The 12,489-nt window shown below is 60.8% G+C and carries 13 protein-coding genes; 8 read left to right on the top strand and 5 right to left on the bottom strand.

Translation table 11 applies throughout. The features are described 5' to 3' along the window. Window positions 1-482: 482 nt before the first annotated feature. Window positions 483-992, bottom strand: a complete 510-nt coding sequence (locus ACLEJQ_RS08350; RefSeq protein WP_440793895.1) for a disulfide bond formation protein B — start codon at window positions 990-992, stop codon at window positions 483-485. Window positions 993-1,382: 390 nt separating this feature from the next. Continuing rightward, a complete protein-coding gene (gene hmpA / locus ACLEJQ_RS08345) occupies window positions 1,383-2,564 on the bottom strand; it encodes an NO-inducible flavohemoprotein (protein ID WP_440793893.1) in 1,182 nt (393 codons plus the stop codon). Window positions 2,565-2,709: 145 nt separating this feature from the next. Here hmpA and norR point away from each other — a divergent pair, with 145 nt between their 5' ends. The 5 genes from norR to ACLEJQ_RS08320 all read left to right on the top strand — a co-directional run bounded on the left by norR (window position 2,710) and on the right by ACLEJQ_RS08320 (window position 7,900). After that, window positions 2,710-4,266 carry a nitric oxide reductase transcriptional regulator NorR gene (gene norR / locus ACLEJQ_RS08340; protein ID WP_440793891.1) on the top strand — a complete coding sequence of 519 codons (1,557 nt, stop codon included), beginning with the start codon at window positions 2,710-2,712 and terminating at the stop codon, window positions 4,264-4,266. Window positions 4,267-4,544: 278 nt separating this feature from the next. Further along, complete coding sequence (locus ACLEJQ_RS08335) at window positions 4,545-5,447, top strand: chemotaxis protein CheV (RefSeq protein ID WP_245142114.1); 903 nt, start codon at window positions 4,545-4,547, stop codon at window positions 5,445-5,447. Window positions 5,448-5,559: 112 nt separating this feature from the next. Beyond that, window positions 5,560-5,886 (top strand): hypothetical protein, encoded by a 327-nt coding sequence (locus tag ACLEJQ_RS08330; RefSeq protein ID WP_440793889.1) that lies wholly within the window; start codon window positions 5,560-5,562, stop codon window positions 5,884-5,886. 79 nt (window positions 5,887-5,965) lie between these two features. Next, window positions 5,966-6,715, top strand: coding sequence for a YkgJ family cysteine cluster protein (locus ACLEJQ_RS08325; protein WP_440793887.1), 750 nt, complete (start codon window positions 5,966-5,968; stop codon window positions 6,713-6,715). A gap of 213 nt (window positions 6,716-6,928) precedes the next feature. Then, complete coding sequence (locus ACLEJQ_RS08320; RefSeq protein WP_440793885.1) at window positions 6,929-7,900, top strand: 2-hydroxyacid dehydrogenase; 972 nt, start codon at window positions 6,929-6,931, stop codon at window positions 7,898-7,900. A gap of 140 nt (window positions 7,901-8,040) precedes the next feature. Here the strand turns inward: ACLEJQ_RS08320 and ACLEJQ_RS08315 are convergent, their stop codons facing one another. Continuing rightward, a complete protein-coding gene (locus tag ACLEJQ_RS08315; protein WP_440793883.1) occupies window positions 8,041-8,943 on the bottom strand; it encodes a DMT family transporter in 903 nt (300 codons plus the stop codon). 136 nt (window positions 8,944-9,079) lie between these two features. Between ACLEJQ_RS08315 and ACLEJQ_RS08310 the strand changes: the two genes are divergently transcribed. Continuing rightward, complete coding sequence (locus ACLEJQ_RS08310) at window positions 9,080-9,955, top strand: helix-turn-helix domain-containing protein (protein WP_440793881.1); 876 nt, start codon at window positions 9,080-9,082, stop codon at window positions 9,953-9,955. A 227-nt stretch (window positions 9,956-10,182) separates the two neighbouring features. Here ACLEJQ_RS08310 and ACLEJQ_RS08305 read toward each other — a convergent pair whose 3' ends face one another. Next, window positions 10,183-10,593 carry an HPF/RaiA family ribosome-associated protein gene (locus ACLEJQ_RS08305; RefSeq protein ID WP_440793879.1) on the bottom strand — a complete coding sequence of 137 codons (411 nt, stop codon included), beginning with the start codon at window positions 10,591-10,593 and terminating at the stop codon, window positions 10,183-10,185. Window positions 10,594-11,088: 495 nt separating this feature from the next. Here ACLEJQ_RS08305 and ACLEJQ_RS08300 point away from each other — a divergent pair, with 495 nt between their 5' ends. Beyond that, window positions 11,089-11,406, top strand: coding sequence for a DUF3509 domain-containing protein (locus ACLEJQ_RS08300; protein ID WP_440793877.1), 318 nt, complete (start codon window positions 11,089-11,091; stop codon window positions 11,404-11,406). Here the strand turns inward: ACLEJQ_RS08300 and ACLEJQ_RS08295 are convergent. Beyond that, window positions 11,403-11,903 carry a phosphate-starvation-inducible protein PsiE gene (locus ACLEJQ_RS08295; RefSeq protein WP_440793875.1) on the bottom strand — a complete coding sequence of 167 codons (501 nt, stop codon included), beginning with the start codon at window positions 11,901-11,903 and terminating at the stop codon, window positions 11,403-11,405. The genes ACLEJQ_RS08300 and ACLEJQ_RS08295 overlap by 4 nt on opposite strands. Before the next feature lie 290 nt (window positions 11,904-12,193). On the opposite strand from ACLEJQ_RS08295, the gene ACLEJQ_RS08290 reads away from it, so the two are divergent. Further along, window positions 12,194-12,454 (top strand): YebG family protein, encoded by a 261-nt coding sequence (locus ACLEJQ_RS08290; RefSeq protein WP_003205410.1) that lies wholly within the window; start codon window positions 12,194-12,196, stop codon window positions 12,452-12,454. Window positions 12,455-12,489: the final 35 nt, after the last annotated feature.

Below are 12,489 nucleotides of genomic sequence, written 5' to 3'. Positions count from 1 at the left end.
TGCGGGCGATTGTAGTGAGCTGAGGCGCTGTAGACCATGTCTTATCCCGAAATAATTTTTATCCGAACAGGCAATAATCCATCGTCCGAATCGCAACGAGCCGGCATGTTATCGAAAATAATTCTCAACAAGAACCCCAAAAAACGTAGGCCTACTTCGCCCGATTCAGACAGCCCGCGCGGTTCATGCCGTCGACATTTGTCAGGCAAGCGCCCGTTTTTCGGGGGTCTGGCGACCCAGCGCTTCGCTGTTAAAAATGCCTGCTGGACGAGAAGGGGCAACTGATAAACCGCCCAGTTTTTTGTTACAAGAAAAGGTGTTTATTCGACGTCGGAAATGCCGTAACCGCCCAGGTATGTGACAACGTGTCGCACACTGTCGCAGCCCATTCTTGCGCCGGATCAAGGCCGAACCGGCTCAAGACTGAAATGCAAAACGCCCCGGCTCCGTATGAGAGAACCGGGGCGTTTCATCGACGGGTTTCAGTGAAGCGCTTTGCGATTGCGTGACACCAGCAACGGCACCAGCACGACCGTCAATACAAAGGCTACCAGTGCCCACTGCGCCAGGGACAGGCCCAGGATCGGTGGATAAGGCGTTGAGCAAAAGCCGTCCACCTGGAACCCCAACGGGAAGATCTTCGCCAGGGGCAGCTCATCGACAATCGGCTGCAACACGTCGACGCCGCAGCTGACCGCCGGGAAGAACTGCGTGTATACGTGATGCCCCGCCACGCCGGCACCGGCCAATGCGCAGAGCACCACCAGGCCTTCAAAAATGGTCAGGCTGCGACGGGTGCGCATGGCCGCTCCGATGAAGGCAAACAGGGCAATCAGCAACAATGCATAACGCTGCAATATGCACAGCGGGCACGGTGCTTCACCGAGTACCACCTGCATGTACAGCGCCCCACCGATCAGTCCCAGGCAGATCAGTCCCAGCAGCACCAGATAGCGCCGCTCGCGACCTAACCGCGTCATTTCCTCAGTCATTGCGTTTTCCTTTATAGACGTGGATCGACGCGCAGCCTTGCGATACCGGCGCGGTCGGATGGCCGAAGTCTACACGCTGACCATGACAGCGAACGAGCAGACGCCGGCAACTTTGAGGGCAATAGACAAGGGGAGGGTTAAGTGCGGATTAATTCGGGCAGGTGGGAAAGGTGTGGTGAACACACCATAAATCCCCTGTGGGAGCGTAATACCGTTCACTCAAGGACGTCACCACTCCGTGGCGAGGGAGGTTTGCTCGCGCTGGAGCGCGCAGCGGGAGCAAGCTCCCTCGCCACGACAAGTGACACACCTTAAGTGAACAGCATTGCGGGTGGGAGCGAGCCCTGCTCGCGATGATGGCGCCCCGGTCGCCCAGGCTCGCCGCCGCTTTTATTCCAACGCCGCCGCCGGGCCGAAGAACTCGTAACGACTCTGCCCATCAGGCACACCCAGCGCCTTGAGATGGCGTTTCACCGCGCCCATGAAACCCTTCGGTCCCAGGAAATAAGCGTCCAGGTCACGTTGCTCGGGCAGCCATTTCGCCAGTTGCTCCTGGCTCAACAAACCGACCTTGTCAGCCGCAGGGCTCACACCGTCATCCTCGTCGTAGCAATAGAATCGCTTGAGTTGCGGATGCCGCTGCGCCAGGTCATCGATCCAGTCTCGGAAGGCATGGACCCCACCGTTGCGCGCACAATGGATGAAATGTATCGGACGCTCGGTTTGCAGCGCCGCCTGCAACATTGCCAGGGTTGGGGTGATGCCTACGCCCCCGCTGATCAGCACCAGTGGCTTGTCGCTGGCGGTCAGGTAGAAATCCCCGGACGGCGGGAACAACTGGATACTGCTGCCGATCTGGAAATGATGATGCAGGTAGTTGGAGACTCGCCCACCCGCCTCGCGCTTGACGCTGATGCGGTATTGGCCGTTATCCGCCAGCGCCGACAGGGAGTAGTTGCGACGCACTTCCTCGCCGTCCAGCATCAACTTCATACCGATGTACTGGCCGGGCTCGGCCTGCAGGATCGGTCCCTTGTCCGCCGGCTCGAAGTAGAACGAGGTGATCTCGGCACTTTCGCGCACCTTGGCCGTGAGGATGAACTCGCGCTCGCCACGCCAGCCGCCGGGCGCTGCCGCCTTCTGGTCATACAGGCCGGCTTCGGCACCGATCAGGATATCGGCCAGTTGGTTATAGGCAGCGCCCCATGCGGAAATCACTTGCGGCGTGGCAATTTCTTCCCCCAGCACCTCGGCGATCGCCCTCAGCAGGCAGGCGCCCACGATGGGGTAATGCTCTGGCTGGATCTGCAAGGCGACATGCTTGTTGACGATTTTTGCCACCAGGTCGCCCAACTGGTCGAGCTGGTCGATGTGCCGGGCATACATCAGTACGCCATTGGCCAACGCGCGGGGCTGGTCGCCGCTGGCTTGGTGGGCCTGGTTGAACAGTGGGCGTACCTGAGGGTATTCGGACAACATCATGCGATAAAAGTGGGTGATCAGCGCTTCACCGCCGCTTTCAAGCAATGGCACGGTGGAACGGATAATGGCGCGTTGTTCTTGACTGAGCATAAGGTGACTCCTGGCCTGTTGACTGATGCTCATGTCTATCAGTTTTCGTGCCACATATTTTTTACTTAAATATCAATAAGTTAAAAATAGAGTAGTCATTACGACACGGCTCGTCATATAGTCAATCTGACTACATGGAGTCATTATGACCGCAACCTCCCTGCTGACATCCCTCTTGCCGCTGGTGGCTGACCTGTCTCGCGAGCTGCCTGAAGGCGAACGCTATCGTCGGCTGCTCGGCGCCTTGCGCGCCCTCTTGCCCTGCGACGCCGCGGCGCTGTTGCGCCTGGACGGTGACTGCCTGGTGCCGCTGGCGGTGGATGGCTTGAGCACCGACACCCTGGGTCGGCGTTTCCAGGTCAGTGAACACCCCCGCTTCGAAGCCTTGCTGGCCAACCCGCAACCGACCCGCTTCGCCGCCGACAGCGACCTGCCCGATCCCTACGACGGCTTGGTCGACGGCCTCGATGAACACCTGGAAGTCCACGATTGCATGGGCTGCCCCTTGTTTGTCGATGAGCGTCCCTGGGGCCTGTTGACCCTTGATTCGCTGAACCCGGAACGCTTCGAGCCCATCGATCTCAGTGCCCTGCAAGCCTTCGCCAGTCTCGCCGCCGCAACGGTCAGCGCCGCCGAACGCATCGAACGCCTGGCATTGAAGGCCGAGGACGAGCATCGTCGCGCCGAGGTCTATCGCCAGGCCAGCGGCCAGCAACATCGCGACATGGTCGGCCAGAGCAAAGCGCACAAGCGCCTGGTGGAAGAAATCAACCTGGTGGGTGGCAGTGACCTGACTGTGTTGATCACCGGCGAAACCGGAGTCGGCAAGGAATTGGTCGCTCAGGCTATTCATGCCGCGTCAAAACGCGCCGATCAGCCGCTCATCAGCCTCAATTGCGCGGCCCTGCCGGACACGCTGGTGGAAAGCGAACTCTTCGGCCATGTACGAGGCGCCTTTACCGGCGCCACGAACGAGCGACGCGGCAAATTCGAACTGGCCGACGGCGGCACGCTGTTCCTCGATGAAGTCGGTGAGTTGTCATTGGCTGTCCAGGCCAAGCTGTTGCGTGTGCTGCAAAGCGGACAATTGCAGCGCCTGGGCTCGGACAAAGAACACCGGGTGGACGTGCGCCTGATCGCGGCCACCAACCGCGACCTGGCCGAAGAAGTGCGCAACGGCCGCTATCGAGCCGATTTCTACCATCGTTTGAGCGTCTATCCGTTGCAGGTACCTGCCCTGCGCGATCGGGGACGGGATGTGTTGCTGCTCAGCGGCTTCTTTCTCGAACAGAACCGGTCACGCATGGGCCTGGGCAGCCTGCGCCTGACCAGCGACGCCCAGGCCGCACTGCTGGCTTACGATTGGCCGGGCAACGTGCGGGAACTGGAACACCTGATCGGCCGCAGCGCCCTGAAAGCCCTGGGCAATTGCCCGGCGCGCCCGCGAATTCTCAGCCTCAGCGCACAGGACCTGGACTTGCCGCAACCCCTGGCGGAGAACGCCACACCCGCAGCCGACAACCTTCCCCCGGCGATGCCTGCGCCCACCGGTGACCTGCGCAAAGCCGTGGAAGATTTCCAGCGCAGGCTGATCAGCGCCAGCCTGGAACGCCACCAGCACAGCTGGGCCAGCGCCGCCCGGGAACTGGGGCTGGACCGGGCGAACCTGGGGCGGATGGCGAAACGGTTGGGGCTCAAGTAACGGCGCCTGGCTGTTGTGGCGAGCAAGCTTGCTCCCGCGGGAGTGCGCAGCGCTCCCATCAGCCGTGGCGCGACTGCGAATCTGGCGACCGCTGCGCGGCCGAGCGGGAGCAAGCTCCCTCGCCACAACAGCTTGGTGGTCATCAGATCATTACCCGGGCAATCCATGCCATCGACAGCATTCGCCCTAAAGCCTGCCCCGGACAAGTCGATAACCCGATATCACAAGCTGTTTTGGCGATCCTCACGCTCGCCCCTCCTTTTCCACAGAAGGTTTTTATGTCTTCCAACAAAGCCCGCGCAGATTCACTTTCGCTTCTGCTGTTTACCTTGCGCAGCGGCAAGCTGATGGCAATCAACCTGCTGAAAGTCAGTGAAATCATTCCCTGCCCGCCATTGACCAAACTGCCGGAGTCCCATCCGCACGTCAAAGGCATCGCCACCCTGCGTGGGACCTCGTTGTCGGTGATCGACCTGAGTCGCGCCATCGGCGAGCGGCCCCTGGAAGATCCGGATGGCGGCTGCCTGATTGTCACCGACGTCAGCCGCTCCAAGCAGGGCTTGCATGTGCAGGCCGTGAGCAAGATCGTGCATTGCCTGACCACCGACATCAAGCCGCCGCCTTATGGCTCCGGCGGTACGCGCGCGTTCATCACCGGTGTGACCTCGGTGGATGGCACCCTGGTGCAGGTGTTGGACATCGAAAAAGTCATCCACGGCATTTCACCTGCACAGATCGAAACCGCCCCCACCGAACTGAGCATGGAAGATGCCGAAGTGCTGGGCAATGCGCGGATCCTGGTGGTCGATGACAGCCAGGTCGCGCTGCAACAGTCGGTGTACACCTTGCGCAACCTGGGCTTGCAGTGCCACACCGCCCGCAGTGCCAAGGAAGCCATCGAATGCCTGCTGGACCTGCAAGGCACGGCCGAGCAGATCAACCTGATCGTTTCCGACATCGAAATGTCGGAAATGGACGGCTACGCCCTCACCCGGACCCTGCGCGAAACGCCGGACTTCGCTCATCTCTACGTGTTGCTGCACACCTCCCTGGACAGCGCCATGAACAGCGAAAAGGCACGCCTGGCCGGGGCCAACGGCGTGTTGACCAAGTTTTCCTCGCCAGAGCTGACCAAGTGCCTGATCACGGCGGCCAAGGCCGTGGCCGAACAAGGTCACTGAGTCGCAGCGCTGGTGCTTGCGGTTGCGGCGCCTGCGTTGCAGCGGGGGGGCCGTCGTCGTCCGGCAACCTCAGGCATACTCTCGACCTGACTTCCCGCAACGAGGCCCTTCGATGAAAACCCGCGCATTGATTCTTCTTGGCTTGACGACCCTGGCCGCCCAGGCTCATGCCTCCAGCCCCAACGCCTGGGCTGCCTACGACAAAGCGGTGCTGGCTAGCTGCATCAAGGCCAGTGGCTTGAAGAACGCTGAACCGGTGGGCACCGCCGCGCAATTCGACGATCGGGTCGGCTACACCGCGCTGTTACTGCAGGGCCAATACCCACAGAAACACATGAAAGGGGCGACCGGTACCGAGCTGTGCCTCTACCACAAGAAGACCAGGACAGCCCATGTGACCGAGTGGGACTCGATCCGGCCCGCCCCTGCCGATCGGTGAGTGGCGCATAACTTGCTTCGCCCGACCGATCACGGCGCTTTTCTGTCGCCGCCTACCACCATTTGCGATCGGGCGCTCAATGAACACAAGGTTTTCCTGCGTAGGGTGCGGCAAATGCTGCTCCGACCATCATGTGCCCCTGACCCTCGCGGAGGCTCGGATGTGGGCCGAAGACGGCGGCCAGGTCATTGTTCTGGTGGAAGCCTTCCTGTCCACTGGCCTCGGCCTGCCGCTGGCCCAGCGCGAACATGCGCAGCGTCGCTCGGCGGTGGTGCGCAGCGGCACTGCCGAAGCCCGGGTGGCAATCACCTTTGCAGCCTATAATGCGGGCCGCTGCCGTAATCTTGACGCGGACAACCTATGTCGCATCTACGAACGTCGGCCCTTGGTGTGCCGCATCTACCCGATGGAAATCAACCCGCACATCCCGCTCAACCCGGCCGCCAAGGACTGCCCACCGCAATCCTGGGAAACCGGCCCGCAACTGATTCTGGGCGGCAAACTGGCCGATGAAGAACTGGCCACGCTGATTGAACGCTCGCGCCAGGCCGATCGTGAAGACATCGCGACCAAGGACCGCATCTGCGCGACCCTGGGCATCCGCACCACCGCGCTCAAAGGCGACGGCTTCACCGCCTATCTGCCGGACATGGTCGCGTTCGCGGCCGCCATCGATCAGGTGCCCTTGCAACCGACGGAGCAGGCAACCGGTGAATGGCTGTTCCATCTGTCCGGGGATGACGTAGCCCGCGAAGTCACGGCCTGTGGGGCGCGGGTCGTCACCGAGGCTGCCTTGGATTATGCGTTTATTTCTCTGCGGGCTGCGTAGGCCTACGGGACGGCAAAGTCATCCCCCTGTGGGGGCGGGCTTGCTCGCGAAGACGGACGGGCATTCAACATTGATGCAAGCTGACCCGACGCCTTCGCGAGCGAGCCCGCCCCCACGAGGGAAATTTATAGGTGTTCCATCAAGCACCTCTCGCCTAACCGTCGCCGAGAATGTTAGCGTGCTTGGTATTCTCTGCCCGACGAGCCTTGCACGATGAAAAAAACCGTACTTGCCTTCAGCCGTATCACGCCTCAGGTGGTCGAGCGCCTGCAACAGGACTTCGACGTGATCGTGCCCAACCCATCGAAAGGCGATATCAATGCGCAGTTCAACGAAGCCCTGCCCCACGCCCACGGCCTGATCGGGGTCGGTCGCAAGCTGGGGCGCGAGCAACTGCAACACGCCGCGAACCTGCAAGTGGTGTCCAGCATCTCGGTGGGCTACGACAACTACGACCTGGCCTACTTCAATGAACGCGGGATCCTGCTCACCAATACCCCTGACGTGCTCACCGAAAGCACCGCCGACCTGGCCTTCGCCCTGCTGATGAGCAGCGCCCGGCGCGTCGCGGAACTGGACGCCTGGACCAAGGCCGGGCAATGGCAAGCAACGGTGGGACCTCAATTGTTCGGCACCGACGTGCACGGCAAGACCCTGGGCATCGTCGGCATGGGCAACATCGGTGCCGCCATTGCCCGCCGTGGCCGGTTCGGCTTCAACATGCCGATTCTCTACAGTGGCAACAGCCGCAAGCCCGAGTTGGAAAACCAATTGGGCGCGCAATTTCGCGAGTTGGATCAACTGCTGGCCGAAGCAGATTTCGTTTGCCTGGTCGTGCCATTGAGCGACAAGACTCGCCATCTGATCGGGCAGCGCGAGCTGGGCCTGATGAAGTCCAGTGCAATCCTGGTCAACATCTCCCGCGGGCCGGTGGTGGATGAGTTAGCGCTGATCAACGCTCTGCAAACCAACCGCATCCGCGGCGCCGGGCTGGACGTGTACGAGAAAGAACCGCTGGCTGAATCACCGCTGTTCCAGTTGAAGAATGCCGTCACCCTGCCCCACATCGGCTCGGCCACCTTCGAGACCCGTGCCGCCATGGCCGATCTGGCTGTGGATAACCTTCGCAGTGCGTTGATGGGCGAGCGACCGCAGCACCTGGTCAACCCGCAAGTCTGGCGATAACCCCGCGCCAGGCTTGATGCCAGACCCGTGGCGAGGGAGCTTGCTCCCGCTGGGGCGCGAAGCGGCCCTTGCTCTCGGGGCTACTGCGTAGCCCAGCGGGAGCAAGCTCCCTCGCCACGGGATTATCATCCGACTTCAGCTCAGCGTGCGCCCAAGGCGACCTTCGCTGCCGAAGGCCGGGGTTTGCGAAACACCAACACATTGCCCAGCATCACCATGACCAGGCCCACCAGCGCCGGCGTCGTCCACTGGTAACCCTCGGCGAACGCCGAGACATTCAACGCCACCACCGGAAACAACACCGTGCAATACGCCGCCCGCTCCGGCCCCATGCGTCCTACCAATGTCAGGTAGGCGGTAAAGCCGATGACCGAACCCGGGATCACCAGGTACAACAGCGAACCGATGTAACGGGCGTTCCATTCCATATCGAACGGGATCGCGTTGAACGCACACCATAGCGCCAGCATCGTCGCGCCATAGGCCATGCCCCAGGCGTTGGTGGTCAACGGCTTGAGACCGGCTTTCTGTTGCAGGCTCGAAAGCATGTTGCCCGCCGAAAAGCACAGGGTGCCCAGCAATGCCAGCGCCAACCCGAGCAGGGTTTGCGGGCTCGCGCTATGGCCGGCCAGTTCCGGCCAGAACAGCAAGGCCAGCCCCAGCAGTCCCAAGGCGCCGCCCAACAACACATTACGGGCTATCCGTTGACCGAAGAACACCCGGGCATTGAGTGCGTTCCACAGGGTGGCGGTGGAAAACACCACGGCGACCAGGCCACTGGGAATCCACTGGCTGGCGGTGAGAAAGCACATGAAGTTGATGCAGAACAGGCACAGGCCCTGGGCCACGCAAATCAGGTGGCCGCGGCGATCCATCGCCTGCAGGCGACGACTGAGCAGAAGCAGCGCAAACAGAATCAGAGCCGCGAGGCCGAAGCGATAAACGATCGACACCGGGATCGCGACGACACCCAGTTGCAGTTTCAGCGCGATCCAGGTCGTGCCCCAGATGAGCACGGTGAGCAGGTACAACGAGAGGTTCATGGCGGCGACTCCTGACATGGACGCTCAGTGTCCCGCCGTTGCCTCTGCGCTGCTTGCGTAAAATTGCGGTTTTCTCGATGCGCAGGCTGGCACGAACCGGTCGACAGGGTAGGATTGGGGCCGGAGAGAATCGATCATGCCTACATTGCAAACCCTGCAAGTCTTTCAAGCGCTCAACAGTTCGCCCAATGCCCGCCTGGAGCACAGCGCCGAACTGGGAGATGGCATGGCGGCCGCTTTGTGGAGCAATCATCACGACGCCCAGGACTACGAGGCGCCAAGCCACCATACCTTGTCGTGCTATATCGCCGGCGGCACCGGTACGTTTCGTCGCGAACGGCCCGAAACCACAGGGGCACCCGGCAAGCTTTGCGTCCTGCCGGCCGGGCATGAATCGGCCTGGGTCATCAACGGCGACATTCGCCTCGCCCACTTGTATTTCAGCCCCGAGCAATTTGCCCTCGGTTGCGTCACCCTATTGGATCGCGAACCCCGCCAGGTCCAGCTACGCGAGGCGACCTTTCTTGACGATCCACAACAGGCCCAGCGCTTTCGCCAGTTGATCGCGCTGAACTGGAGCGAGCCCGGTGAGCGTCTGCTCACCACCAGCCTGGCGCACGACCTGCTCAACCATGCGCTGCTCAGTCAGGTCGGCCAGCGTCAGGGGCTACGGCTCAAGGGTGGGTTGGCCGCCCATCAGCGACGCTTGCTGGTGGATTACATCGACACCCATCTGGCCGACGCCATCAGCCTGGGACAATTGGCCGCCCTGTGCACGCTGTCCGAATATCACTTCGCACGGATGTTCCGCGAAAGCTTCGGGTTGCCGCCTCATCAATATCTCCTGGCAAGGCGCCTGACACGTGCGCGACACTTGCTGCGTTGCACTTCGCAGCCGCTGGGCGAGGTGGCAATGGCCTGTGGCTTTGCCAGCGCCAGCCACTTCACCCATCGATTCCGCCAGGCATTGAGTGCGACGCCTGGCGAATACCGCCAGGCCTTCCTGCGCTAGCCCCGGCTGCCGTCATCGCGAGCAGGCTCGCTCCCACATTGGATCTCCAGCGACCATGAGTCCTACGCAGAAAACTGTGGGAGCGAGCCTGCTCGCGATACGGTGGCACATTCAACACAGGGGCAAGCTGAACGGACACCGTCTTGAGCTCACAACATCGAATGACAAACAAAAAACGGGCCTGCATTACAGGCCCGTTTTTCAGTGGAAGTGGAAGGTCAGCCGGCTCAGCCGTGCCGCGCCGCCCGTTCATTCTCCAGGAACTCCTGCTCCAGCATCGCATCGGCCAGCGCCAGGGATTCGGCCTGGGTGGTGGAGGCGGCGCGCTTGCCGCGCAGCTTGCCGAACAAGTGCTCCAGGGCGTGTTCCAGCTTGGTGGCCGCCCCTTCGATCGCCAACTCCAGCGATTCGGCCTTGTGGGTTACCGAGACTGGCTGGAGGCCCTTTGGCCGCGCTTCAAGCTGGCAACGCATGTCATGGGGACCGGGCTTGTCGCCGTTCTCGTCGCCCAGATGGACTTCAATTCGTGTCAGGTCTTCCTCGTAGCGTTCGAGCGTGCTTTCGATGGTAGTACGTACCCACTCCTCCAGTCGGATGCTGCTTTGAATATGGTTATCGCTGTTGACTTGGATTTGCATAGTTCATCCCTTATTTCAGCTAGCTCGCCGGGGGCCATCGACATCGGTTCTACGACCCCTTGAGTACAGAGTCGGGCTGGCGACAGAACAATTCAACCCCTGGAAAAAGATAAATATCGTTTTGCAAATAAAGCCGGACAAGGGACAAAAGCGCTGTTAAGGTCGGGAGTTTCCCCGCCGCGTCATCCCCTCAGGAAATCACCCTGGCTGCACCGTCGATGCACATGGCGCCCCGAAACGGGTAAGCGTCGCCGACCCATTCCAGCCTGTCCCAGGCTGATGCCCCGCGAACACTGTCCGACGATTCTTCCGGCATGCCCCTTGCTACCCCATGACAGAGCGCCGCCAATCGGGACCTCTCTGCTGATTGTCCCGCCGCGACGCTTGGGAGCACACGATGAATATGATCATGGAATGGCCGATGGTCCGGTGTTGCGAACTAATCCCGATCATGGCCGGTCAACAACTGCACGTTCAATCAGGCGGTGACGCATCATGGACAACCCTTTTCAGATCATTACCGACGCTTTTGCGCCGCACTACCAGATCAACCTGAGCATCCAGGGCCTGGATGGCCGCATCATGCTGACGCTGTCCAAGGCCGGGCGCATCGTTGCCAGGCGCATGATCAGTGCCCAGCAGCGCAATGACCCGCAGCAGCTCAAGCGCCTGGTACAGAGCATCCAGTTCGGCATCGCTATCGAGCAAGGACACAGCGCCGTGTCCATTCTTGAAGCCATGACCGACAGCGACAACATCAAGCTGCCACCTCCCCAGGCACAAGGCTTGGCCTCGACTGCTGCGGGCCTCTAGACCTCGCCTTTCTCCACTTCGGTATGCTCGCTGGAGCCCGCGCCGACCTTGCGGTGCGGGTGCTCGGTTTTCACCGAGGGAAACTGCGAAGAGGCATAGCGCACCACCAGGATCGCGAACGCCAGAAGCAGGATGCCACCGCACAGGTAGATGATCCCCAGGTCCGGCGGATTGTGGTGGGAAACGTTGGAAATCAGCAGCCGCGTCAACGCGGTGATCGCCACGTAGATCAAAAATCGCACCGGCATGTGGTTGGTCTTGAAATAAATCCCCACCATTGCTCCCAATTCCAGGTAGATGAACAGCAGCAGGATGTCATCGATCTTGATGTGCCCCACCTCGATCATCTGCAGGAACTCCATGACCGACGCCCAAGCGGTCACTGCACCGATGGCGAACAATGCCAGGTAATGAAACGTCTCGACGAACAGGTTCCCCAGGGATTCGGCCACTTGATGGACGTTCTGGCGCAGGTTCTCGGCCCAGTTGATTTTCACGATGTAGTTTCCTTAGGTCGACTCGACCGGATCATGCAGGTTGGACGTGACGATTGTTCTGCATGCAGAAAAAAGGCCAGCGACTGGAGGTGAGATGGCGATGGGCTGGCAATCGACACTTTTGGCAGTGTCCCGTTGGCCCCTTCGCGAGCAAGCTTTGCTCACCCATGCCGAAATCGGTCTACATTGAAAAGCCACTATCCAAAGCAAGAGGATTCGCTTATCCTTTTGCCTGTATATAAATACAGTAGTTACACAGACAACCAATGTGAAGGCATGTGAGGTGGTGAATGGCCGTCGAAGTGGTATACCGCAGCAGCCGAGATCTGGAGCGCTTGTTCATGGATAAAGCCGAAGCTGACCGTCATGACAAAATGCTGGAACTCGCCGAACTGCTGGCCGAGGTGTTGCAAAAAGCCGTTCCATCGCTGAGCGAGCAACAGGTGGAGGAAGCCGGGATCTACATGGCGAAGAATCGCGATGTGTTCGCCAAGGCCTTCAAGAGCCAGCCGGACGCCTTGTCCGAACTGCTCAATCCTTCGGATGAATGACTTGAAAAGACCGCAGCCTTCGATGGCGCGCAGGG

Source organism: Pseudomonas sp. SMV71 (assembly GCF_052042015.1).
GTDB lineage: Bacteria > Pseudomonadota > Gammaproteobacteria > Pseudomonadales > Pseudomonadaceae > Aquipseudomonas.
The sequence above is the reverse complement of the archived record's forward strand: the minus strand, read 5'-3'. Positions and strand labels throughout refer to the sequence as shown.

Coding starts and splice junctions, on each gene's coding strand:
- hmpA (WP_440793893.1), bottom strand. CDS start 2,564: ATGCTCAGTCAAGAACAACGCGCCATTATCCGTTCCACCGTGCCATTG.
- ACLEJQ_RS08315 (WP_440793883.1), bottom strand. CDS start 8,943: ATGAACCTCTCGTTGTACCTGCTCACCGTGCTCATCTGGGGCACGACC.
- ACLEJQ_RS08350 (WP_440793895.1), bottom strand. CDS start 992: ATGACTGAGGAAATGACGCGGTTAGGTCGCGAGCGGCGCTATCTGGTG.
- norR (WP_440793891.1), top strand. CDS start 2,710: ATGACCGCAACCTCCCTGCTGACATCCCTCTTGCCGCTGGTGGCTGAC.
- ACLEJQ_RS08305 (WP_440793879.1), bottom strand. CDS start 10,593: ATGCAAATCCAAGTCAACAGCGATAACCATATTCAAAGCAGCATCCGA.
- ACLEJQ_RS08325 (WP_440793887.1), top strand. CDS start 5,966: ATGAACACAAGGTTTTCCTGCGTAGGGTGCGGCAAATGCTGCTCCGAC.
- ACLEJQ_RS08290 (WP_003205410.1), top strand. CDS start 12,194: ATGGCCGTCGAAGTGGTATACCGCAGCAGCCGAGATCTGGAGCGCTTG.
- ACLEJQ_RS08320 (WP_440793885.1), top strand. CDS start 6,929: ATGAAAAAAACCGTACTTGCCTTCAGCCGTATCACGCCTCAGGTGGTC.
- ACLEJQ_RS08310 (WP_440793881.1), top strand. CDS start 9,080: ATGCCTACATTGCAAACCCTGCAAGTCTTTCAAGCGCTCAACAGTTCG.
- ACLEJQ_RS08330 (WP_440793889.1), top strand. CDS start 5,560: ATGAAAACCCGCGCATTGATTCTTCTTGGCTTGACGACCCTGGCCGCC.
- ACLEJQ_RS08300 (WP_440793877.1), top strand. CDS start 11,089: ATGGACAACCCTTTTCAGATCATTACCGACGCTTTTGCGCCGCACTAC.
- ACLEJQ_RS08335 (WP_245142114.1), top strand. CDS start 4,545: ATGTCTTCCAACAAAGCCCGCGCAGATTCACTTTCGCTTCTGCTGTTT.